Source organism: Aquimarina sp. Aq78, from assembly GCF_900299525.1.
Classification (GTDB): domain Bacteria; phylum Bacteroidota; class Bacteroidia; order Flavobacteriales; family Flavobacteriaceae; genus Aquimarina.
Genome location: NZ_OMKA01000026.1, coordinates 185,531 through 209,225, shown reverse-complemented (window position 1 = coordinate 209,225; position 23,695 = coordinate 185,531). Strand labels below are relative to the sequence as shown.

The following is a 23,695-nucleotide window of genomic DNA, read 5'->3' as shown; positions in this document are numbered from 1 at the left end:
AAAAAAAACATCCAAATACCTGTTTTTATCCAGAGTTTATGACTAGTCTCTATACAGTTAATTAACCCATTTTTATATAGTGATTTTCCTGAATAACAATTTTAATTACCTAACAATCAGTTGATTATATTTTCAAACAATTAAGAATGTTATTATTCTATTTTTATAGATAGATAGATTTGAATACTTTTAAAATTAAAATCAATAGAGATTAAATATTTCTTCATTTGATACTACTCCACTCTAATGGTTAGAATCCCACAATGATTATAGTATCATTAGGACAAAACCATCCAATAGGTAAGAAACAAAAATATATCTGGCGCCGAAAGTAACTGTTTCTAAAAGAATGATCTCATGAATCCTTGTAGGCTTCAAAAACTAACTTATTTAATAATCTTAAAACTAAATCAAAATGAAAAAATGGAAATTATTAGCGCTTTGCGCTATTATTGCTGGATTTATTTCGTCTTGCCAAAAAGATGAAGTTACAAATGAAGCACTAGAACAGGTGAAAATAGAGCCCACAAAAGCACAACTCGAGAAGTTGCATAATATGGGAGTGAATACTGATAATGTTACGATTGAAGATTTTACCTTTTTAGACGGTTCTTCTGCCAAACACTTGGTTTCAGGAGATATTACAGTTCCAATAGCAGATTTAAACAAATATCCGGAACTAAAGTCTCGTGATGATGATAGTAAACAATACCGAACACCAAACCTAGTATCTCCACCTAATAGAAATATTAAAATTCTTGGGTATACTGGGGGTGGTTTTGCATTAACTCCTAAGATGAAAACAGCTTTATCCTGGGCCGTTTTTAACTATAATGTGTTACCCAACACACTTAATTTTACGCTTAGTTATGGTACTAACGTCGCGGCTGCGGATATCGTAGTTTATAAAATCGCAGGAGCTGCAGGTGGAATTGCAGGATTTCCTACTCCTGCCGGCAAACCATACAAATGGGTTAGAATCAAAGCAGGAACAGATGCATATAGTACTAATGTAAATGAGCATGTAATCGGTCATGAGATTGGGCACTGCGTTGGATTCAGGCATCAAGACTGGTATAACCGTCAAAGCTGTGGGTATACTGGCACTTTGCCTGCCGAGTCTAGTGCTATTTGGATACCGGGAACTCCTTGGTCTCCCAATGCAGACTCTATTATGTTAGCATGTTTTAGTGCTGGTGAAGATGGTGAATTAACACCTACAGACAAAACAGCATTAAATATACTATACTAATGATATCCTTTTGAGAGATAACAATAAATCTCCAGAGCAAAACTCTGGAGATTTATCATAACAGAGATTACCATTCAGAAATTTCGAAAACTAAAACAACTTAAATATTCTTAAAACTAAAACAAAATGGAAAAGTTTAAACTATTAGTATTTTGCATTATTATTGCTGGATTTTTTGGGTCTTGCGATAAAGATGAGATTACTAATGAAATACCCGAACAGGTAGCTTTAAAACCCACAAAAGCACAACTTGATAAGTTATCTGCCATGTTTATAAACACTGATAATGTTACGATTGAAGATATTACCACATTAGATGGTATTAAAAAAAAATATTTGGTTTCGGGAGATATTTTAATCCCCGTATCTGATTTAAAAAATTATAGCAAGTTAAAACCTAAAACAACTAACCAGAAACAATTCCGGTTTCCACACATAGTATCACCACCTTATAGAGTTATTGATATCCTTGGATATACGGGTTCTGGGTATGCTCTCACCAGTAAAATGCAAACCGCTTTACGGTGGGCTGTAAATAACTATAATAGTTTGGGTAATTCACTACGATTTAGACTAACTTTTGGTACTGATTTTGGTCCAGCGGATATGGTAGTGTATAATAATAATCAACTAGGTGGTGGTGGAATTGCTACAATTCCTACTGCAGCAGGTAGACCGGGTAAGTATATCCAAATTAAAGCAGGTACAAATAGTTTTAGTACTAATGTGGTAGAGCATGTAATGACTCATGAGATAGGACATGCTATTGGGCTAGCTCATCAAGATTGGTACAACCTTCAGAGTTGTGGGTATACTGGTCCTGTGCCTGCCGGGCCCTCACCTATTTGGATACCGGGAACTCCTTGGTCTCCATATACAGATTCTGTTATGTTAGCCTGTTTTAGTACTACTGCAGATGGTGAATTAACAGCTACCGATATTCTGGCATTAAATATATTATACTGAAAATAGTTTTGATGTATAAAAAAAGGCTGAATTTAATAATTCAGCCTTTTTTACTATTTACTTTTTGTTCTTCTTGAGTTCACGCTTTTTTCTTCTTGCTTGGCGTTCTCGTTTTCGTTGTTCTCTTCTTAATTTTCGCTGCTCTTTTTTAGATAGTGTTTTAGTAACTATCTTTTTTTGACTCTTTTTAGCGACTACCGCAGTCTTTTTTGATTTCTCTGCAGCTTCAGCCTCTTTTTTCTTTTCACCACAGGCCAATACTGAAAATACTAATACTACTACTAATAAACACTTTTTTAAAGTTTTCATAATACAACATTTTTAGTTTGTACTGTCTATAAAACGTTGTAACAGAGTAATTGTTTTATAATTCTGGTATACCCTAATTTTACTAGTAGTTACATAGCCTTCACACTAACATAGGTACTCAAAATCAAACAACAAGCTATAATCCAGTGTACAAGAGCCGAGGTAAAACATAAAAACAAATCCATTCATGAAGGATTTTAAATTCAACTCCTAACAAGCACCAAGATTATAGCTTTACTGTTAATTCTATCCGAATATATGGTAAGCTGGATAACTTAATTCATTAATCTTTAATCGCTATTCCTTTAAAAAAAGTATAACAAAATGTACCTCCTCCTTCAGCCGTCTTATACAAATCATTAATACCATTATTTATTTCTTCTTTGCTAATAATTTTCTTTGCTAATGCTTCTTCTGTAATCCCTCTGACCATAGCCGTAAAAGTATTTTTAATAAACCCATCTACTAATTCGGGTTTTGAATCATCAACATATACCTGTCTTGGAGAAATAGTGATGTTCTTAAATCCCGAATCAAGTAATAATGGATATAGCGCTCTGCCAATATTAGCATTCCCTCCTTTTTGTTGTTGTAAAGTTACTTGTGCCTGCACCACTTTTTGAGCAGATAGACTATCTGGATAAAAATATGTAGAACCATGATCTCCTTCAATTATCATAAGTGTTCCCCCCGGTTTAAGAACTCTCTTTAGTTCCTGTAGAGCTTCTTTTGGGTGGGGAATATGTTCTAAAACAAAGCAAACAAAAATGTGATCAAAATGACCGTCTTTAAAAGGTAAGTGTAACAAATCGGCCACCTTAAACTCTACATTTTTGATATTGTGTTCTTTGATCGATGCCTCTGCTTTTTCTAATGACGTAGTAGACAAGTCTACAGAAATAAAAGTCGAATCTGAGTTGTTCTTTGCTATGATTTTGGTTTGTGCCCCAACGCCACAACCAGCCTCAAGAATTAGAGAGCCTTTTTTCCATTTTGAGTCCCAGTGCAAAAGCTCTGCAATAGAATTAGCCTGGTCATTTAATCGAGTTGTTTCCTCTTGAGAATATCCATGAATATAACTCTTCATGTGATCTTGACCTATTTCCTGAATATTATTTTCTGCCTGTTTCAGACGTTCTAGTATTTCTTTACTGGCATCTCGTAACTCTTTACCAGACGTAGTAAACACCAATTGATTATTAACTCTATAAAATATCTGGGTGCCTAGGCGGGATTCTAACTCTTTAAGCTGATGGCTTAATGCCGATTGTGTAAGAAAAAGTTTCTCGGCCGCATTTTTTAAGGTTCCTACGGCTGCAACGGTATCAATAAGTTTTAAATGACGGATTTCTATACTAGCCATTGTTTTTGTTTTTTTTTATGCAAAATACAACGCTTCGCTAAAAGCCAACGACAAAAGAATATGAAAAAAAATAATAGGTTGCTTGAATATAATTCAACTGCTTATAAAATCAGAATTTACTGTTTTAATTTCTAAGAACGTTGAGGTTATAATTACTTAGCATTGTTATGAAATACCCAATTACATAATCACGATTATTATAAAATGGTGATAACAAGACTGCGGATAAACTATCTCAAAATTCAATTTTACAATGCGGTACTAATTTTTTAAAACTTAAAATAAGCCAAATTAAATTCTTGAGTTGACCAATAGATTTCGGAAGACTAGTGGGCCCATACTTACTTAAATCTAATTCATAAACTTGATCCAGAGTTTTTAGAGCCTCTTCTAGAGATTTATAGGTTCTATATTCTTGAGCATTGATTCCTGCAAAGATTTATGATTATCGCTAAAGTGACTGTTTTTTTCATTGTCTTTACATTCATATTAGTCTTTGGCAGAAAGTCAATGATGTTATTTAGATTAATATCGTTTAATACCTATTAATTTGATTAAGGAATTTTTTAAAAACATTGAATCTTTACAGCCGTAACCTATTAACTAACATTAAGATATATATATAATATGGCTACTATGCAAACAATCTAAAAATCATTAAATTAATCAGGAAGTTCGTTATAAATACACTATAAAAATCATAGGGTTTAGGGTTTCTACATCTAATAATAGTTTTGTAAATTCTATTTTATGTTTTCATGTTGATATAAATGAATATCTCTTTGAGGAAAAGGAATAGAGATCCCATCTGATTCCAGGCGTTTTTTTGCTTCTTCGAGAGTATAAAAATGTATATCCCAAAATTCTTCAGTAAGTGTCCAATATCGTAATGAAAGCGTTATCGCGCTATCCCCAAGTTCTGTCACTACTACCACAGGTAAAGGATCTTGAACTATTTTATCTTGTTCATTTACAAGGTCTAGCAATACTTGTTTGGCCTTCTTAATATCACTATCATAAGATACTCCAATTGTAATATTATCTCGTCTTTTACCTTCTTCAGAGTAATTAATGATATTGTCATTAGACAATTTACCGTTGGGGAGAATTGCCAATTGATTACCAAAAGTATTTAATTTTGTAGTGAAAATTGAGATTTCTTTTACTGTACCCTGTATGCCTTGTGCTTCAATAAAATCACCTATTTTAAAAGGTTTAAAAAACAAGATCAATACCCCACCTGCAAAATTTGCCAAAGATCCTTGCAGTGCCAAACCAACTGCCAGACCAGCGGCACCCAAAATAGCAACTAATGACGATGATTGTACTCCTAATTGAGTCACCACTAAAACCACCAGGAGAACTTTAAGTCCTAAATTCAAAAAATCGTAAAGAAATTTTTCTAATGTTTCATCATAATCCTTCTTTTTGAAAAACTTGCGAAGCATACGACTTATAATATTAATAACCCATATACCTACTATTAGAATAATGATAGCCGAAACCAAACCCGGTATAAAATCCCATAACCATTTTACAAATTGATCCCAGTTCTCGTTAGTAAGTCCAAGTTTTTCCATGATTTATATTTTTAAACTAATCTGCAAAAATAAAGGATTTAACCTTGGTGAAATATTCTTTTTTAAACTAATACCATTTACAATTTGAATTTACTGTAATAAAATGCTATCTTTTTTTAAAATACCTACTAAACAAAAATCACACTACCAAGTCATTTCAATTAGCTCTTATTCTCCTATAACCCTAATATTATCAATATGGTAACGCGTGGTAGCTCTGGGATCACCACCAATATATCTAAAACCTATACGAATGGTACCACTCAAACAAGATAATCCAGTAGGTCCTGCAGGTGTAGAATCGCCAAAAGCATTTAATGGCCCTCTAGGGATCATAACATCAAGCTTTGTCCATGATGTAGTTGTAGGGTCTCCTGTAAAATTATCCGTCGCAAAAACTTCAAGGATATTTCCGTTATCATATCCTGCCTGAAGGTCAAAATGTAAAACCTCATCTGTTGAGGTGCTTATATCAATATCTGGAGTAATAAACCATACCTCATATAGACTTTCTTTAGATCTATACCCAGTAATTTGTGCATATTGATTTTCACCAAAATTACCTATCTTATACTTTAATTTTCCTCCTGTGATATTGCTATTCATCCATCCAGAATCTTCTAGGTCACTAATTTTGAGATCTGTAAAATCTTCTTCAAATAATATCGTAGCTCCGGTAGAAATTGCTGGACATTCTAAAACTATAGGATCACATCTCGTTTCATTATCAAATACTAATCCTCGTGGATCATTAAGCACTAAGTTATATCTGTTTCCTAAAAAGTTTTTAGTTAATATCCCTTCAAAGCTTCCTTGTTGATTTGGTAGTTTAAGCCCTTTAAAGTCTGAAAAAGTGCTTGTGCTCATTATTGTAGTTCTTCCTGTCGCACAACTCTCTATAATACGCTCTCCATCGAATTTGTCATAATTTTCTGCCGCAAAAGTAAAAGCGTTATCTTCTAAAACAAGACTTTTGGTAAACTGAATATTGTTTACTTTAATGTATAAATTTACTAGTTTATCTGTAAAATCTTCAATTGTTATTTCTAGTGGAGTTATAGTAGCTATTTCTGTAGATCTTATCACAGTTTTTTCTATAAAAAAAGAGGGAATTGCACCAATGGTATTTCCTTCTGAAATTCCAAGAGTTGGAATCCCGTTTTCCATGCCAAGAGATAAACCATCTAGCTTAATGTACATTTTACGTCCAAATTCATAAGTAGTAAATAATGGATTGTCATCAATTAATACCCGAACTCCTGCAGAAGGGTTAGTATTTTTATCCTGAAGCACAAGTTCTTTAAAAAAATTACTGGCTTTATCACTGGATACGATATAACCTTGGATAAAATTGTTAGTATCTTCAAAAACTACCTTGGCTTTTTCTCCATCTTCTACAAGTTTCTGTCCCAGAATACCGAGTATTGCATCAATTGTAATTTGTATGCCTTCAATTTGCGGTTCATCTATGGTAACCGGAGATATTTTAAATTCTTCTTCTGGTGAGCACCCCATAATTGTATATGATACAATTAAGATCCATAAAAATTTCTTTGTGTTCATTTTTGTACGATATTTTTGTTGTATTTATTGTTTTTATAGTGAAGTCTGAAACTAAAATCTTACATAGACATTGAGATAGTAGGAAGTACCGAACCCGTAAAAATATTTTGATCCAAAAACGGGAGTGTCGCGTTGTGATTCTTCTAAAGCCAATCTGTAATTCGCACTCCTAGCCTGCTCAAATCCTCCTGTTTTATATTTTTGATCAAGAATATTGCTTATAGAGGCAAAAAAACCAATGTAGTACTTCTTGATTCTCCAGGATTTTCCACCAATAGCATTTACAAGAAAATAATCCTTAAACTGCTCCTGTTGCAAAAGATGCTTTGCAATATTTTCGTCATAATCGTTAAAAGGCAATCCATCAGTATCTTGATAAAAATTCGTGGTTCTTGCAAAAGGGCTTATGTTGATATACGCGTTAGAAAAATAATTTGTAGTAGCTCCAAACCACCAAAAATCTGGGTCACGATATTCCAAACCTAATTGCCCTGCGCGTTGAGGTCCTCCTGAAATGTGATACCCCTCTAATGCTGATTTTCCGAAACTTCGTACCCCTTGAATGTCTGAAAATACTTCACTAGTGCTAGTTAAAACTAAGTCTGGATCATTATCATATACAAAACTACCAACTGCAGCAGCTCCTTTAATTTTGATAGTAGGGGTAATTTGGTACTCAATTCCAAATTCTCCACCAATATATCGTTTATCAATATCGGTAAGTATTTCCTGAACAAACCCTACATCTGATCCTGAGATAGCTTCGGTAAAAAAGAAAGAAATATTGGTAGCATCCATAACCTTGGTGTAATACCCCGTTAATCTTGCTTTTATTTTTGAAGAACGAAATATATAACTACCATCTACAGATTGAATTTTTTCACTTTCCTGAGCTTCACCTAATAATTGTGCTACGGTACTATTATTCTGTCTTGCATTTGCAAAAGTATTACGAATTGTAGGTGCTTTATTAAAATATGCGCCTTGTAGTTTTATAAAATGATGTCCATTGACAGTAAAAGTAGTTCCTGCTTTTATTCCATAATTCATAAAGTTTAAAGCTTCGCTTTTTCCATAAGAAGCATTCCCTGGAAAATATCCATTTTCAAATAAACCATTTCTTTGATAGGACGTTTGTGAAAATGTTCCTCCTAAAAAGAAGTTAACTCTTTTCAACTTAAATTGCCCTTGAAGAAATCCCTTAATTGCTGAGGCCTCAATCTCATAGTTATAATCATACCGATCTCCTACTCCAACAATACGGTTAGAGTTACGTAAATCACTCTGTGCTCTATTGGATAATTCAGAAGGAGTTGATCCTATCGAAGATAAAGCAAATACGTCAATATCCAGAAAACCAGTACCGCCCAAAAGATCTGTTACCTCAGCAAAATTTTGGCTCTTTAAATTCTTGTACCCGATTGCTGCATTTAATGTAATGTGTTTATTGAGTTGACTATTTAGTATCATATTACCACTCAACTGGGTGTCATCTGTTCTGTCCTCGTATAAAATATATGTTGAATTATTACCTTTTTGCGCATTTTGTTGATTGGTTTGTAACAAATCATCCCAATTTAATTGCCCATCATTGATAAGATTTTGTTGTGCTAAAAAGGCATTTTGATAATCCAGAGGAGTTGGGTTGGGGTTTTCTAAAAAAGAACTTGGCATATTATCCGGGTGTACAGGATTGGTATCTGCACTTCTGCCTCCTCCAATATAGGTTTGTTGCCCGTTTGGACCTAGTATTAAATCACTGCCTCCATTATCTATTCTACTATTTGCAATTTTACCTGCCTGAAATGCTATATTCGTCTGTAAAAGAGAGTTTTTTGATATATTCCAATAGTGATTTATCATAAAGACCGGCTCCTCTATTTTCCGCTCTCTGGAGTTCCTTATTTTTCCGTCTAGATACCCCCAGTTAGGGTTATATTTGTTTCCTTTAAGATTAAATACTTCATTGGTAATCGCTGTAGATCTCCCTCTACGATTTGGAGTATAAAAACCTGTTAGGTTTAGACTGTGTTTTCTTCCTAATTTCTTTTCAATCGAAACAAAAAATGAATTTGAATCATATAAGGTTCCTTCAACAAAGCCTTCTTTTCCATATCTTCTGGCTACCGATACAGAGAATGCCCATCCTTTTGCCGTAATCCCAGAATTATACGTTCCTATTACTCTCCCCTGGTAACTACGGTTAGAAATTGCATAAGATATTTTGCCTCCTTTTCTGTATTTAGAAGCTCTCATAATGATGTTAGAAGTTCCTAAAAGATCTCCAAATGTATAATCGTTTTCTGAGATCCCTAGTGAAAATTCCTGATTGCGTTGCACATCATTTAATCCTCCCCAATTGCTCCATTGTGGTCTTCCATTAGAAAATTTGTTCATTTCAATCCCATTGATCAGAACTTTTCCATTTTCATTTCCTAAACCTCTTGGGCGAAAAAAAGTTGAGCTAAAATCAAATGCTGCTGCAGTAAGAAATACATCTCGGGTAGATTGAAGTAATCCGGAAACACTAAAGGAAACATCATTATCTTCATCTAATTCATGATCAGAAAGGCTAATCGTGCCTATGTGTTGTTGTTCTGTATTAAAATCAAACTGTAAGTCTATTTTTTTAAGATTCAAGACATTCCCTTCATTAATTATAATAGGAAAACGTTTGGTTATATATCCTTGTTTAGATAATATAAGTACTTGCTCCCCTATAGGAAGCATAGTATTTCTAAAATCAAATTCGCCAAAGGAATTAGTGAGTACAGTAACCTTTGTTTCTTTAATAGATGCTGTAACCTTCTCAAGATTTACACCAGAAATGGCATCGATAACTTTTCCTTTTAGCCCGGTTTGTTGGGCGTGTATGCCTAAGATACTACAAAAGAACACTAGCAATATATTATATTTTGAATCAAAAAGAGTATAGTTCATAGTGTGTGATATATAGGGTTGAATAACTCAAAATGCTACCGAGTTATATGTTAATAATGAGCAAGTATAAAATATCCCAGTTTCATTTTTCGAAACTGGAAAAACCAATATTTGTCTCAAAGTAGGTGTCAAGACCCTGATTTTGATATCTGCCGAAAAGATTAATCCTAAACCTCATATTGTGCTGAACTTGATTCAGTATCTCTGTGAGGTATGATAAAAAGCAAGCTTATGTTTTTGAAAAGTACCTGCGTAACACTTATTTTACTAACTACTTCTTTTCTTTTTGCACAAGAAACAAAGGAGTATAAGATCCATACCATTGCATTTTACAATCTTGAAAATCTCTTTGACCCCGAAGATGATCCTATAACTTTTGATGATGACAGAACTCCTAAAGGAAAGGATCATTGGACCTATAAAATGTATGCACATAAGGTTAAAAATATGGCCAGAACAATCTCTGAAATTGGTGAAGATCTGACTACCAGCTCTCCTGCTGTTTTGGGCGTTGCAGAAATAGAAAATAGAAAAGTACTCGAAGATCTTGTCAATGATCCAAATCTTAGATCTAAGGATTATGGTATTGTTCATTTTGATTCTCCGGATCGAAGAGGGATAGATGTGGCTTTACTTTATCAAAATGCTCTGTTTAAAGTGAAAAACTTCAATAAACATAAGTTAGTAATTTATGACAAAAATACTGCTAAGCGAGTGTTTACAAGAGATCAATTACTGGTGAGTGGTTATCTGGATGGAGATTTACTATATATAATTGTAAATCATTGGCCATCTAGAAGAGGTGGAGAAGCCAGAAGTCGATATAAAAGAGAAAAAGCAGCAGCACTAAACAAAAAGATAATGGATTCTATATTTGCCGTTGATCCATATGCAAAAATTATCACGATGGGCGATCTTAATGATAATCCTAATGACTCTAGCGTAAAAAAAATACTGGCTCCAAAACAGTATAGAAAAAATGTTAAAATTAAAGAGCTTTACAATCCTATGGCAAAATTGGCCAAAAAGGGGTTGGGTTCTCTTGCTTGGAGAGATCAATGGAGCCTGTTTGATCAAATTATTGTTTCTAAAAGTTTTTTAGACATAGATTATTATTCTTATAGGTATTATAAAGCTGGAATATTTAATCCAGAATATTTGATTACACCAACAGGTAAGTATAAAGGGTATCCTTTTCGTAGCTATACTAATGGTGCATATACAGGAGGATATAGTGATCATTTTCCGGTATACATATATCTTATTAAACAAAAAAAGTGATCACTTTTGATCACCTTTTTATTTGTTTTTTATAAAGATATTATCTGATTATTTACAATCAGAAAGTTCTACATATTTTTCAAAAGGAACACCCGTATCTCTAGGAGTTAATACTCCTTGATGAAATTCTTGTATAAAAGCATTTCCGTTTTCTCCCCTACATACCCGCAGAGTAATATCATTATTAGTACAATTCAGGCAGGTTTGTCCTCCAAACTTACAATCTCCTAATATTTTTAATTGCTCTTCATAAACTTTAATTGTTTCATCATCAGCAGCGCAGCCATTATTTAAAACTGTTTCTATTGCTGTTTTATATGCAGCACAAGCTTCTGTAGAACCAATATTCTGACTATATGTCACAGCAACTTCTGATAAGTCTACATTAGCTTTAACACAATCTACATCATCGTCGTCGCTTCCACATGCTGTAAATCCCAGGGCAAGGATACAGGCAACGACATACACAAGTTTTTTCATTTTGATTATCAATTTTTAGGTTAAGTAGATTCAAAAGTAAGAAAATTAAACTGGACTAGGTAATATCACTATATAATCCCATGGTTTCATCATCTCCAAAATTGGTTGTAACAAGCAACTATCTTATAGAAAATGTAGTAATTTATTTTACCTCTTCGATATCAATAGGCTTACCAATATAGGCCAGAAAACTACCTTCTTCTACCTGCTCTATTTCTTTACTAAATGATGATATAATTCTAATATCTTTATTGGTATCTTTTATAAACAGGGGGATAATGTCTTTATCATCTTTAGTCAGATCAATCAACGTTTTATATTGTTTTTTATCCTTAATCTTTATTTCTTGAATTCCAGGATATTTTTCGGCAAGCTCAATAAGTTTATAGTAGTCATCGGTATGAGAAAACAGTCCTTCTTGAGGGTTGTTTTTGGGATCTTCCATTTCTTCAGAAGTAATTAATCTAAAAGCCCCATATTCTCCAAATTGATCTTTAAACTTATTAATTGCATATTTATTTATATCACTATTACCTGTAAGTGCCATTAGGTATCCCATATCATTTAACTCAATATTGTCTTTGAGCTGATCACCATAAATGTTACCTTCTATTGCTTCTAATCCCAGATCCTTGGCTTTATTAATGTTATCTCTATTGCTGTCTACCAAAACCACATGTCGATTGTTGTTTTTGATATATACTGCAATCAATCTGGAAACTTTAGAGGCGCCTATAATTAAAATGCCTTCAGATTTTTTGAGAAATACTCCTACTAATTTGGCAAAAATACGTGCTGTAGTAGCATTAAGTAAAACAGTACCCAACACAATCATAAACACAAGAGGTGTAATATACTCTGCTCCCGGAACTCCTTCTTTATATAGTTTTAATCCGAATAATGATGCAATACCCGCTGCTACAATACCTCGAGGCCCCACCCAACTGATAAATAGTTTTTCGTTAGTTTTGAGTCCAGAATTTAAAGAACTTAGAAATACACCTACTGGCCTAACTATAAAAACGACAATAATAAAAAGTAATGCAGCTTGCCAATTATAGATTAGTTGTAAATCCTCGATATTAATATTTGCTGCCAAAAGAATAAATAATATCGAGATCAGAAGTACACTTAGAGATTCTTTAAAATATAGAATTTCATCAATGTGAGGAAGGTTTATATTCCCTAATACCATACCCATAACCACTACAGAAAGTAACCCAGATTCATGAGCAAAAGCATCAGATAACACAAAAACCCCTAATACCAATGCAAGAGTTACTACGTTAAGCAAATAATGAGGGATAATTTTTTTCTTTAGAGAAAATGCTAAAGCATGTGCAAACGTAAAGCCAAATGTAAAGCCCACTAGTACAATTTTACCAAATTCGACCAAAGCTGTAAATGTAAATTCTTCGCCACCGCCTACTCTAATAAATTCGAATACCAGAACAGCAACCAGAGCTCCAATAGGATCAATTAAAATACCTTCCCATTTTAGTACCGCAGACACGTCCTTTTTAAGAGGAATGTTTCTAAGAATCGGAGTTATTACTGTAGGGCCAGTTACAATAATCAATGAAGAAAATAAGAAAGAAATAGGCCAACTTAAACCAAAAATATAGTGTGCTGCTAATCCTGCACCAAAAAAAGTAACAATAACGGCAATTGTGATTAATTTTATAATCACCGGACCTACATTAAGGATTTCACTTCTTCTTAGGGTAAGACCACCTTCAAAAAGAATAATACTTATGGCTAAAGAAACAAAATAGAATAAGCTCTCACCAGGAAAAAGACCTTCTTTCCCGTTCCAGATAGGTTGTATTAACTTAGTGCCATCACTAGTAAATAAAGTAGCAAAAGGACCAACCAAAAGCCCAATTAAAATTAATGGTAAGATTGCGGGTATTTTAAATTTCCATGCTACCCATTGAGCTAAAATTCCTAATATAATTATTCCTGCAAGTTCTAACATGCTTTGTTCTTAAATCAGATTAATGTGAGAAAGATCGGGATTTTTTTAAAAATAACAGAAATAAGTGCTATTTTCTGATTTTAAAAAATTAAGTTTATATTTTGCCACTTATAATTATTACAAAATAAATCTTTGAACGAATTACCTAATCATAAATTTAATACTATCCTTATTGGGGTAGCCTTTTCTCCTAACTTAAAAAATAATATTTTTGAGGCCATGCGAATGGTTGATTTTTTTGATTCTAAAATGATCATTGTTCATGTAGGCGAAAAAACTAAAGAGAAAGAGGACAATATAAAAGAGCTCATTTCAGGGTTTTCTGATGATGATGATGAAAAAGTAAATGTTATTTGGAAACAAGGGGATCCTGTTACAGTAATTATTGAAACCGCCAAAGAAAATAAAGCTGATCTTATTATGCTTGGTGCTATTCCCAGAGAAGACTTTCTTAAATTTTATATTGGGTCAATTGCACGAAAAATTACCAGAAATGCACATTGTTCTGTTTTATTGTTAATAAAACCATCAGAAGATTTAAGACCCTGTAATCATATTGTGGTAAATGGTCTTAAAGATGAAAAAACCAGACAAACAATTCTTGATTCATTCGAAGTGGCACAAAATCTTGGTGCACAAAAACTCACTATTGTAGAAGAGATTTCTCGTCAGGAGGTTAAGGTTATTGTAGAAGACGATCAATCTTTGCTTAAAGACACATTAATAAAAGAACAATTAGCCAAAAAAGAAGATCTTAGAGTACAACATATCTTAAATGATGTTCCCGAAGATCTTAAAACCGGTATTTTAATAAAAACACAATCCATATTTGGAAAAAGAGGATATTCTATTGGTCATTATGCAAAAGTCGTAGCGGCAGATCTTCTTATTATGAATGCTCCACAAAGAACTACGTTTTTAGATCGTATTTTTCTTCATGATCTTGAGCATATTTTATCAGAATTACCAACAGATGTTTTAATTATGAGATAAATGAGAAAGACGAGCAACACTACATCTGGTTTTTTATCTCAACTGCCTAAGAACATTTTTTCGGGCTTTGTGGTCTCGCTAATCGCATTACCGCTAGGGTTAGGGTTAGCTTTAGCTTCAGAAGCCCCTCCTATTTCAGGAGTAATTGCTTCTGTTGTTGGGGGGATTATTGTAAGCATTTTTGGAGGATCTAAAGTTACAATTACAGGTCCGGGTAATGGATTGGTAGTCGTTTTACTAGGTGCTATAACAACCCTTGCAAATGGTGATCTTTATCAAGGTTATATTTTTACATTAGCAGCCATTATATGCTCTGGAGCACTGATGATCATTATTGGACAATTGCGACTAGGGATTCTGAGTGATTTTTTCCCTTCTTCGGCAATTCAAGGAATGCTTGCTGCAATAGGAATAAGTATTTTTGCAAAACAATTTCATGTTATGCTTGCCAATACTGGCATCAAAGGAGATACCGTTTCCTTGTTAACAAATATTCCCCATAGTATTTCGTTATTATTTAAGCCCGAATATAGCGCCATTGCTATTGCTGCATTGGTTGGAGTTTTGAGCTTATTGATTATGTTTTTTTATGGTAAAATCAGAAATAAGTATTTTCAATTAGTACCAGCACCCATGTGGATCGTTCTTATCGCTGTAGGTTTAAGTTATTATTATGAGTTCTTTTCTAGTGCTCCTTACCCTATAGCTGACTCCTTATTAGTGCAAATACCTGATGATATTTTTTCAAATTTCCCTACTCCGGATTTTTCATTAATTCTTGATCTTAAATTTATAGGAGTAGTTATTGCAATAACTTTAATTTCTAGTATCGAATCTCTATTAAGTATTAAGGCTGTAGACAAACTAGACCCTTTAAAAAGAAGATCAAATATAAACAAAGACCTTACTGCATTAGGTGTTGCATCGATTGTGAGTGGTTTTTTAGGAGGGCTTAATGTAGTTACCGTAATTGCCCGCAGTTCTGTAAATGTTAATAATGGTGGTACCAATAGGACTTCTAACTTCTTTCACTCTGTGTTCTTAATACTATTTGTGGTTTTATTTCAAGATCAACTTAAAAGAATTCCGCTTACAGCATTGGCAGCTATTTTGGTATATACAGGATATAAACTGGCAGCTCCCAGAAACTTAAAAATTGTTGCCAAAATCGGTAAAGAACAACTTATCATTTTCTTTGCCACAATTATTGCAACAATAACAACAAACTTAATCACAGGGATCCTTATCGGAATCCTGACAACGATTGTTATACATTTTATCCTTAATAAAAGTGTGCTGTTTTTTGTTAGAAATCTTTTTAAACCTAATGTGCTTATGTTTAAAGAAGGTTTCAACGACACCTATTTTGTTAGTGTAAAGAATTTTTCGAGCTTTCTTAATTATTCTCGATTAAAAAGAAAATTAGATACAATTCCAGAGAATCAGGATGCTATTATCGATTTTTCTCTTTGTGACTTTGTAGACTATACTGTACAGGAGAGTCTATTGGGGTATCAAGAAACTTTTAAGAGAAAAGGAGGATCTTTTGAGATCACAGGACTTGATATTCATGGTACTTCTTCAGAACACCCTCTAGCAATAAGAAGTTTGATTCCTTTTTCTAAAAAAATCAAACTTGGAGCAAAATCGAATCTTACCAAAAGACAAAAAGATTTACAGAATATTGCTAATGACTTTTCCTGGCGATATGACCCTAAAAAGGATAATGATATTTCTGGTTTACATGATTTTGTGTTTTTTAAAACTAAAAAAATCAATTATCTAAACAACTCTATTTATGATCCCCGGTCTATTTTTAGAATTTCTGATACCGAATTTTCCGAAGGCGAATTTATAGCACGTACATTAGTTAGAACTACAATATTAACTATACAATTAGAAAAAGAAATTCCTAAATTCACTCTAGATAAAGAAGGATTATTAGAGTTTATATATAAGTTTTCGGGTTTTAAGGATATTTTAATTTATGGACATCCCGATTTTTCTAAGCGATTCTTCCTTTTAGGGGAAAATCCAGAAAAAATTCGAGTGTTATTTACTGATGATTTAGTGCTGTTTTTAGAGAGTAACCCATATTATCATATCGAATGTAATGGCAATTCTTTACTTGTAATGCGGAAAGAACGTTTAGCTAGTATTAAGGAGATTAAAGCATTATTAAATTATGGAACTCGCTTAGAAAAAGTAATCTCAAATATACAATATGATGAAATATTGTTAAAAAGTCCAAAAATTAAATCTTGATCCCTTCCATTTTTTCTATTTTGCAAAGATTTTTAATTATTCTTGAAAAGATGCTAATGAATGAAACACAAAGAAAATATGTAGCAAGTGTTTTGGTAGAGAGATTAATTGGTACTTTGGATATACCAATCAGTCCTTTGAGATAACATATAATTTAAAGAAAAAGAAATGAATTTATATCCCATAAAAGCAGGAAATTTTAAACTTGATGGAGGGGCTATGTTTGGAGTTGTTCCTAAAGTTTTATGGAACAAAACCAATCCTGCAGATGAAAAAAACCTAATTGATATTGCATCAAGATGTTTACTGATTGAAGATGGTGATAGGTTAATTCTCATTGACTCTGGAATGGGAGACAAGCAATCTGAAAAATTTTTCAGCCATTACTCACTTTGGGGTAGTGATAGTCTTGACGCTTCTTTAAAAGAAAAGGGGTTTCACAGAGATGATATTACTGATGTTTTTATTACTCATCTTCACTTTGATCATTGTGGTGGCGTGGTGCAATGGAATGATACCCGTACTGGATATGAATTGGCTTTTAAGAATGCCAGAATATGGAGTAACGAAGAACATTGGCAATGGGCTATTGCACCTAATAAACGGGAAAAAGCTTCTTTTTTAAGCGAAAACATTGTGCCGATACAAGAAAGTGGCCAATTAAATTTTATTTCCAGATCAGCAGATGCAGCGTTTCAAAAAAGTTCTGAATTAGGTTTTGGCGTACTATTTGTTAATGGACATACAGAAAAACAAATGATTCCTCATATAGAACACAAGGGTAAGACTATCGTATTTATGGCAGATCTTCTGCCTACAGCTGGTCATATACCATTACCATATGTAATGGGTTATGATACAAGACCTTTGTTGACTTTGGATGAAAAAAAACTGTTTCTTGATAGCGCTGCTACCAACGGGTGGTATTTATTCCTGGAACATGATGCCCATAATGAAATAATAACAGTACAACATACCCAGAAAGGGGTGCGTCTTAAAGAAGTTTTTACTTGTAATGAAATATTTAATTAAAATAAAAGATCAAATGATTCCCTCATCTAATAAAATTATTGCCGCTATTGCTTCATCTATGATTTTGGTAAGCTGTGGTGGTGCTCCAACTATCGTTTCTACACCCATAGGAAATATTGATACTACTCCTTTAAAAAATATGGATCTAACCGATACTCAATTAAAAGGTTGGAATTCACTTGATTTGGTTTCTGATACCATCCCAGGAATGAGTGTAAACAAAGCATATAATACTCTTATTAAAAATAAAAAAGGTAAAACCGTTATTGTTGGCGTTATTGATAGTGGTGTAGATATCGAACATGAAGATCTTGATGGAGTAATCTGGACCAATCCAAAAGAGATCAAAGGCAATGGTAAAGACGACGATAATAATGGCTATGTAGATGACATTCATGGATGGAATTTTCTGGGAGATTCTGAAGATGAAAATCTAGAATATGTAAGAATTATAAAAAAGCTTAAGCCTAAATATACTGGTAAAACTTTAGCTTCAATACCGCAGGCTGATCGTAAAGAATATCAAATGTATATTGAAGCAAAAGCAGAATTTGAAAAAGAATATCAAGAAAATTCAGCACAAAAAGGGCAATACGAACAAATTCTTCAGCAATCTAAAATTTCACATAAAGCAGTTGTAGAAGCAATTGGAAAAGAAAACTATTCTCGCCAAGAACTTTTAAAAATTGACGCAAAAACCCAAGAAATGCAACAACACGTTGCTTTTCTGGCTCAAATGTTTGGGTTTATGGACCCTGATGATACTGTGCCAGATTTTATAAAAAATATTAAAGAAGGGGTAGATCATTTCACAGATCAATTAAATTATAATTTAAACCCAGAATTCGATGGTAGAACAGTGGTAGGTGACAATGTAGATGATATTACAGATGTCAAATATGGGAATAATAATGTTATGGGGCCTGATCCAAAAAAAGAAGGTATAAAACACGGAACTCATGTTGCGGGTATTATTGCTGCAGAGAGAAATAACGGGAAAGGAATGAATGGAGTGGCACAAAATGTAAAAATAATGGCAGTTAGAGCTGTTCCTAATGGGGATGAATATGACAAAGATATTGCACTTGCAATACGATATGTTGTAGATAATGGAGCTAAAGTAATTAACACTAGTTTTGGTAAGTATTATAGCACCCATCCAGAATGGGTAAGAGAAGCTATTACTTATGCCGCATCAAAAGATGTATTAATCGTAAATGCAGCAGGAAACGAAGGAACAGACCTTGATAAAAAATCGGTATATCCAAATGATCAAATGAATAATGGCTCTGAAGTTGCTAATAACTTTATTACCATTGGTGCCCTAAATTATGCATACGGCGCTAATCTTGTTGCTGACTTTTCTAATTACGGAAAAAGTAATGTTGATGCTTTTGCTCCAGGAGTTAAAATATGGGCAACTACGCCTAATAATTCATATGAATATTTACAAGGAACCTCTATGGCTGCTCCAGCTGTGGCAGGAGTTGCTGCTTTAATTAGATCATATTACCCTAGTTTAAAGGCTCCACAAGTAAAACAAATACTTATGGATAGTGGTTTAAGCACCAAAGCCTCGGTAGTTATCGGAGGAGAACAAACTAATGTGGGAAGTTTTTCTGGGTTGTCTAAATCTGGTAGAATGGTTAACCTATATAACGCCCTTATTATGGCGGATAAATTGTCTAAATAGTTTTATTATGTTTAAAAAGATTGTTTTTGTTTTTTTTGTTGGCATCTTTTGTGCAATCGCACAAAACAATACTTCGTATTGGCAACAACACGTAGATTACACCATGAATGTGAATATGAATGTTGAAAATTTTCAATATGAAGGGACACAGGAGTTAATATATTCTAACAATTCTCCGGATACATTAAATCAGGTCTTTTATCATCTATATTTTAATGCATTTCAACCAGGAAGTGAAATGGATATACGTTCTCGTAACCTGCCGGATCCAGATCCCCGGGTTGGAAACAGAATAAGTAAACTTACCCCAGAAGAAATCGGATATTTAAAAATTTCTTCTTTATCACAAAATGGAAAATCATTAACATATGAAACTGCCGGGACTGTTTTAGAAGTGTCATTAGATAAACCTATTGCACCAGGAGAAAAGGCTACTTTTTCTATGAAGTTTAACGGTCAGGTACCTAAACAAATACGACGTTCTGGACGAAATAACAAAGAAGGTATCGCATTATCGATGACACAATGGTATCCAAAACTTGCAGAATATGATTTTGAAGGATGGCATGCTGATCCATATATCGCTAGAGAGTTTCATGGAGTATGGGGTAATTTTGATGTAACCATAAATATTGATAAAGATTATATTTTGGGTGGTACAGGATACTTACAAAACCCGCAGGAAATAGGATATGGATATGAAGAACCCGGTACAAAAGTGACAAGAAAAGGTAAAAAGCTTTCTTGGCATTTTAAAGCCCCAAACGTGCATGATTTTGCATGGGTTGCAGATCCAGAATATTTACATGATGTTGTAAAAGTACCTAATGGCCCTACACTTCATTTTTTGTATAAAAACAAGAAAGAAATTATAGAAAACTGGAAAGACCTACAGCCAAAAACTGTAGAACTAGTAAATTATTTTAGTGAAAAAATAGGGAAATACCCATATGATCAATATTCTGTATTACAAGGTGGTGATGGTGGTATGGAGTATGCTATGTCTACTCTAATCACAGGAGAAAGAAATTTTGGTAGCCTTGTTGGGGTTACAGCTCATGAAATGGCACATTCATGGTTTCAACATATTCTGGCAAACAACGAGTCTAAGCATGAGTGGATGGATGAAGGATTTACCAGCTATATTTCTACTCTAGCTATGAATGATGTAATGAAACAAAATAACCCTAATTCATTAAAAGGAATGTATCAGGGATATTACCAATTAGCTACTTCTGGTATAGAACAACCACAGACTACTCAAGCAGATCGCTATTCGCATAATGCCGCTTATGGAGCCTCTGCCTATACAAAAGGGGCTGTTTTTCTTTCACAATTAGGGTATATTATTGGGAAAGATAATCTCGCAAAAACGATTAAGAGATATTTTAATGAATGGAAATTTAAGCATCCTACTCCTAATGACTTTAAAAGGGTAGCAGAAAAAGTATCTGGAATACAATTAGATTGGTATTTAACCGATTGGACACAAACAACAAATACAATAGATTATGGGATTAAAGATGTTGTAGAAGACAACAACACAACCAAAGTCACTATAGAGCGTATTGGATTAATGCCAATGCCTATTGATGTTTATGTAGAATATAAAGACAGTACTATAGAATCATTCTATATTCCTTTAAGAGTAATGCGTAATGAAAAGGAAAACCCAATCCCATCAATGAAGAGGACTATACTGCCTGATTGGCCTTGGACTAACCCAACTTATTCATTAAATCTTTCTAGACCAAAATCTGAAATAAAAGCTATTGGCATTGACATTACAAATACTATGGCAGATATAAACCCTAATAATAATAGCTTTTCAGAATAATTGCTATTAACAGGAGTGGACCATATAGACTAAAGTCTTATTAAAAACCGGTACTAAAACCGGTTTTTTTATTACTTATATAAGAAATCTAATCACTACATTTAATGCCAATGAAGGCTACTTTTAATAAAAAAGAAAGGTTAAAAAGTAAAACGGAAATAGAATTACTTTTTTCTGAAGGAAAATCTATATCCAAATACCCCGTTAGGTTAGTGTATAAAAAATCAAATTTTGAAGAGAATATTAAAATCAGGGCTGGTGTGTCGGCTAGTAAACGCAATTTCAAAAAAGCAGTAGATCGTAATTGTATAAAACGTTTAATGCGTGAAAGTTATAGAAAAAATAAGTATATTGTGCCCAACACTACTCACCAATTCACTTTTATGTTTTTATTTTCAGGTAAAGAAATACCTGAATATTCGTTAATAGAATCTAAAATAAAAGGAATATTACAAAAATTTGTCGAACAAGAAATAAAATCAAAATAACAACATCATATGTTTACTTGGTTTCCAATATTTAAAAGAAAACATCAATGAAGAAGAAAATTATCTACCCAGTAGTCGCTGTGATTATCTTACTATCTACTGTGAGTTTTAAGTCAGATTTTTTTGAAATCGCTAAGCAAATTGAAATTTTCACTACAATGTTCAAAGAATTAAATATGAACTATGTAGATGAGACGAATCCGGCAGAATTAATGGATACGGCAATCAAAGCCATGTTAGATGATTTGGATCCATATACCAAATATTGGAACGAGCAGGATGTTGAAGCTTCAAAAATACGTAATGCAGGAGAATATACAGGTATTGGTTCCTCTGTAAAAACAATAAAAGATAAAATCATTATTATAGAACCTTATAAAGGTTATCCTGCAGATAAAGCTGGTCTTAAAGCTGGTGATGAAATTATTCAAATAGGAGATGTAAAAGTTTCTGATTTTAAAGATGATGCAGGAGAACTTCTTAAAGGAGCCAGCGGAACTAAAGTTGATATTACCTATAAAAGACAAGGAGTAACCAGAACAACTGTGTTAACAAGAGAAGAAATAGAAGTAGATGCAGTTCCTTTTCATACATTGCTAGATGATAATACTGGATACATCGTATTATCAAAATTTAATAACAAAGCTTCTAGTGAAACTATCGATGCTTTAAAAGACCTAAAAGCCAAAGGTGCTAATAAAGTGATTTTAGATTTAAGAGGTAACCCCGGTGGTTTATTAAGTGAAGCTATAAATGTTACCAATATTTTTGTACCAAAAGGAGAGTTAATTACCACCACAAAATCAGTAGTTAAAAAATATAATAAAGAATATTTTACAAAAAGAGAACCTGTTGATATCCAGATTCCCTTGGTAGTATTAGTAAATGGAAGAAGTGCATCGGCAAGTGAAATTGTTGCGGGTGGTATTCAGGATCTTGATAGAGGAATAGTTATTGGTGCCAGAAGTTTTGGTAAGGGACTAGTACAGCGACCAAAAAAACTAACCTATGGTACTCAATTAAAAATTACTATTTCTAGATACTATACTCCTAGTGGTAGATGTATTCAGGCATTAGATTATTGGAATCGTGATAAAAACAATAATGCTGTGCGTATCAATGAACAAGATTTTAAAGCCTTTAAAACCAAAAACGGAAGAACGGTATATGATGGTGGTGGTATACAGCCTGATATTGAATTAGAGACCTCTAAATTCAGTAAAATTACTACAGCTTTATTACGGTCTGATGCTATTTTCGAATATGGAACAAAATATTATTATTCTCATCAATTAAAAAAATCCTCTGATTTTAAATTTACAGATAAAGATTATGAAGATTTTAAAAGTTTTGTAAAACAAAGTGAGTTTAATTTTGAAACCGAAACCGAAAAATCATTTAAAAAGTCATTAGAAATAGCGAAAAAAGAAAAGTTTGATAAAGATATAATCTCTACCTATAACACTCTTATTGCTTCGATAAATACTTCTAAACAAGCAGCTTTAGATACCTATAAAACCGAGATTGTTAATTTACTAACAGATGAGATTATTAAGCGTTATTTCTATCGTGAAGGGTTATATACGTATTATGTAACACACAATCCAGAAGTAGCTAAAAGTCAGGAAATACTGAGTAGCAAAAATAAATACGAAGAACTTTTAAAGTAAGAATA

At 33.1% G+C, this 23,695-nt stretch carries 17 protein-coding genes; 10 read left to right on the top strand and 7 right to left on the bottom strand.

Annotated elements, in window-relative coordinates; translation table 11 throughout:
* Nucleotides 1-415 precede the first annotated feature (415 nt).
* Both DG435_RS17200 and DG435_RS17195 read left to right on the top strand, forming a co-directional pair.
* Nucleotides 416-1,252, top strand: a complete 837-nt coding sequence (locus DG435_RS17200; protein ID WP_106793674.1) for a M57 family metalloprotease — start codon at nt 416-418, stop codon at nt 1,250-1,252.
* A gap of 126 nt (nt 1,253-1,378) precedes the next feature.
* Complete coding sequence (locus tag DG435_RS17195; RefSeq protein ID WP_106793675.1) at nt 1,379-2,218, top strand: M57 family metalloprotease; 840 nt, start codon at nt 1,379-1,381, stop codon at nt 2,216-2,218.
* 57 nt (nt 2,219-2,275) lie between these two features.
* On the opposite strand, the gene DG435_RS17190 is transcribed toward DG435_RS17195, so the two are convergent.
* The 5 genes from DG435_RS17190 to DG435_RS17170 all read right to left on the bottom strand — a co-directional run bounded on the left by DG435_RS17190 (nt 2,276) and on the right by DG435_RS17170 (nt 9,973).
* Nucleotides 2,276-2,527 (bottom strand): hypothetical protein, encoded by a 252-nt coding sequence (locus tag DG435_RS17190; protein WP_106793676.1) that lies wholly within the window; start codon nt 2,525-2,527, stop codon nt 2,276-2,278.
* 283 nt (nt 2,528-2,810) lie between these two features.
* On the bottom strand, nt 2,811-3,890 hold the full coding sequence (locus DG435_RS17185; RefSeq protein WP_106793677.1) for a methyltransferase domain-containing protein: 1,080 nt from the start codon (nt 3,888-3,890) through the stop codon (nt 2,811-2,813).
* A gap of 743 nt (nt 3,891-4,633) precedes the next feature.
* Entirely contained in the window at nt 4,634-5,470 is an 837-nt protein-coding gene (locus DG435_RS17180; RefSeq protein WP_106793678.1) for a mechanosensitive ion channel family protein, read from the bottom strand.
* A gap of 168 nt (nt 5,471-5,638) precedes the next feature.
* Entirely contained in the window at nt 5,639-7,033 is a 1,395-nt protein-coding gene (locus tag DG435_RS17175; RefSeq protein WP_159025660.1) for a DUF5689 domain-containing protein, read from the bottom strand.
* Nucleotides 7,034-7,084: 51 nt separating this feature from the next.
* Nucleotides 7,085-9,973: a TonB-dependent receptor gene (locus tag DG435_RS17170; protein ID WP_106793680.1), complete on the bottom strand. Its 2,889-nt coding sequence runs from the start codon at nt 9,971-9,973 to the stop codon at nt 7,085-7,087.
* A gap of 231 nt (nt 9,974-10,204) precedes the next feature.
* Between DG435_RS17170 and DG435_RS17165 the strand changes: the two genes are divergently transcribed.
* Entirely contained in the window at nt 10,205-11,254 is a 1,050-nt protein-coding gene (locus tag DG435_RS17165; RefSeq protein WP_106793709.1) for an endonuclease, read from the top strand.
* Nucleotides 11,255-11,302: 48 nt separating this feature from the next.
* On the opposite strand, the gene DG435_RS17160 is transcribed toward DG435_RS17165, so the two are convergent.
* Together DG435_RS17160 and DG435_RS17155 are read right to left on the bottom strand one after the other, a co-directional pair.
* Nucleotides 11,303-11,734: a hypothetical protein gene (locus DG435_RS17160; protein ID WP_106793681.1), complete on the bottom strand. Its 432-nt coding sequence runs from the start codon at nt 11,732-11,734 to the stop codon at nt 11,303-11,305.
* A 142-nt stretch (nt 11,735-11,876) separates the two neighbouring features.
* A complete protein-coding gene (locus DG435_RS17155) occupies nt 11,877-13,712 on the bottom strand; it encodes a sodium:proton antiporter (RefSeq protein WP_106793682.1) in 1,836 nt (611 codons plus the stop codon).
* A 132-nt stretch (nt 13,713-13,844) separates the two neighbouring features.
* Between DG435_RS17155 and DG435_RS17150 the strand changes: the two genes are divergently transcribed.
* From DG435_RS17150 to DG435_RS17120, 7 genes are all read left to right on the top strand, one after another.
* Entirely contained in the window at nt 13,845-14,705 is an 861-nt protein-coding gene (locus tag DG435_RS17150) for a universal stress protein (protein WP_234387139.1), read from the top strand.
* Nucleotides 14,706-16,970, top strand: a complete 2,265-nt coding sequence (locus DG435_RS17145) for a SulP family inorganic anion transporter (protein ID WP_106793683.1) — start codon at nt 14,706-14,708, stop codon at nt 16,968-16,970.
* Nucleotides 16,971-17,138: 168 nt separating this feature from the next.
* Complete coding sequence (locus DG435_RS17140; protein ID WP_106793684.1) at nt 17,139-18,002, top strand: MBL fold metallo-hydrolase; 864 nt, start codon at nt 17,139-17,141, stop codon at nt 18,000-18,002.
* Nucleotides 17,986-19,695 carry a S8 family peptidase gene (locus DG435_RS17135; RefSeq protein ID WP_106793685.1) on the top strand — a complete coding sequence of 570 codons (1,710 nt, stop codon included), beginning with the start codon at nt 17,986-17,988 and terminating at the stop codon, nt 19,693-19,695. Before DG435_RS17140 ends, DG435_RS17135 begins: the two co-directional genes overlap by 17 nt.
* A 7-nt stretch (nt 19,696-19,702) precedes the next feature.
* On the top strand, nt 19,703-21,532 hold the full coding sequence (locus DG435_RS17130) for a M1 family metallopeptidase (protein WP_106793686.1): 1,830 nt from the start codon (nt 19,703-19,705) through the stop codon (nt 21,530-21,532).
* A gap of 110 nt (nt 21,533-21,642) precedes the next feature.
* Nucleotides 21,643-22,020 carry a ribonuclease P protein component gene (gene rnpA / locus DG435_RS17125; protein ID WP_106793711.1) on the top strand — a complete coding sequence of 126 codons (378 nt, stop codon included), beginning with the start codon at nt 21,643-21,645 and terminating at the stop codon, nt 22,018-22,020.
* A 47-nt stretch (nt 22,021-22,067) separates the two neighbouring features.
* Nucleotides 22,068-23,690 (top strand): S41 family peptidase, encoded by a 1,623-nt coding sequence (locus DG435_RS17120; RefSeq protein WP_106793687.1) that lies wholly within the window; start codon nt 22,068-22,070, stop codon nt 23,688-23,690.
* Nucleotides 23,691-23,695: the final 5 nt, after the last annotated feature.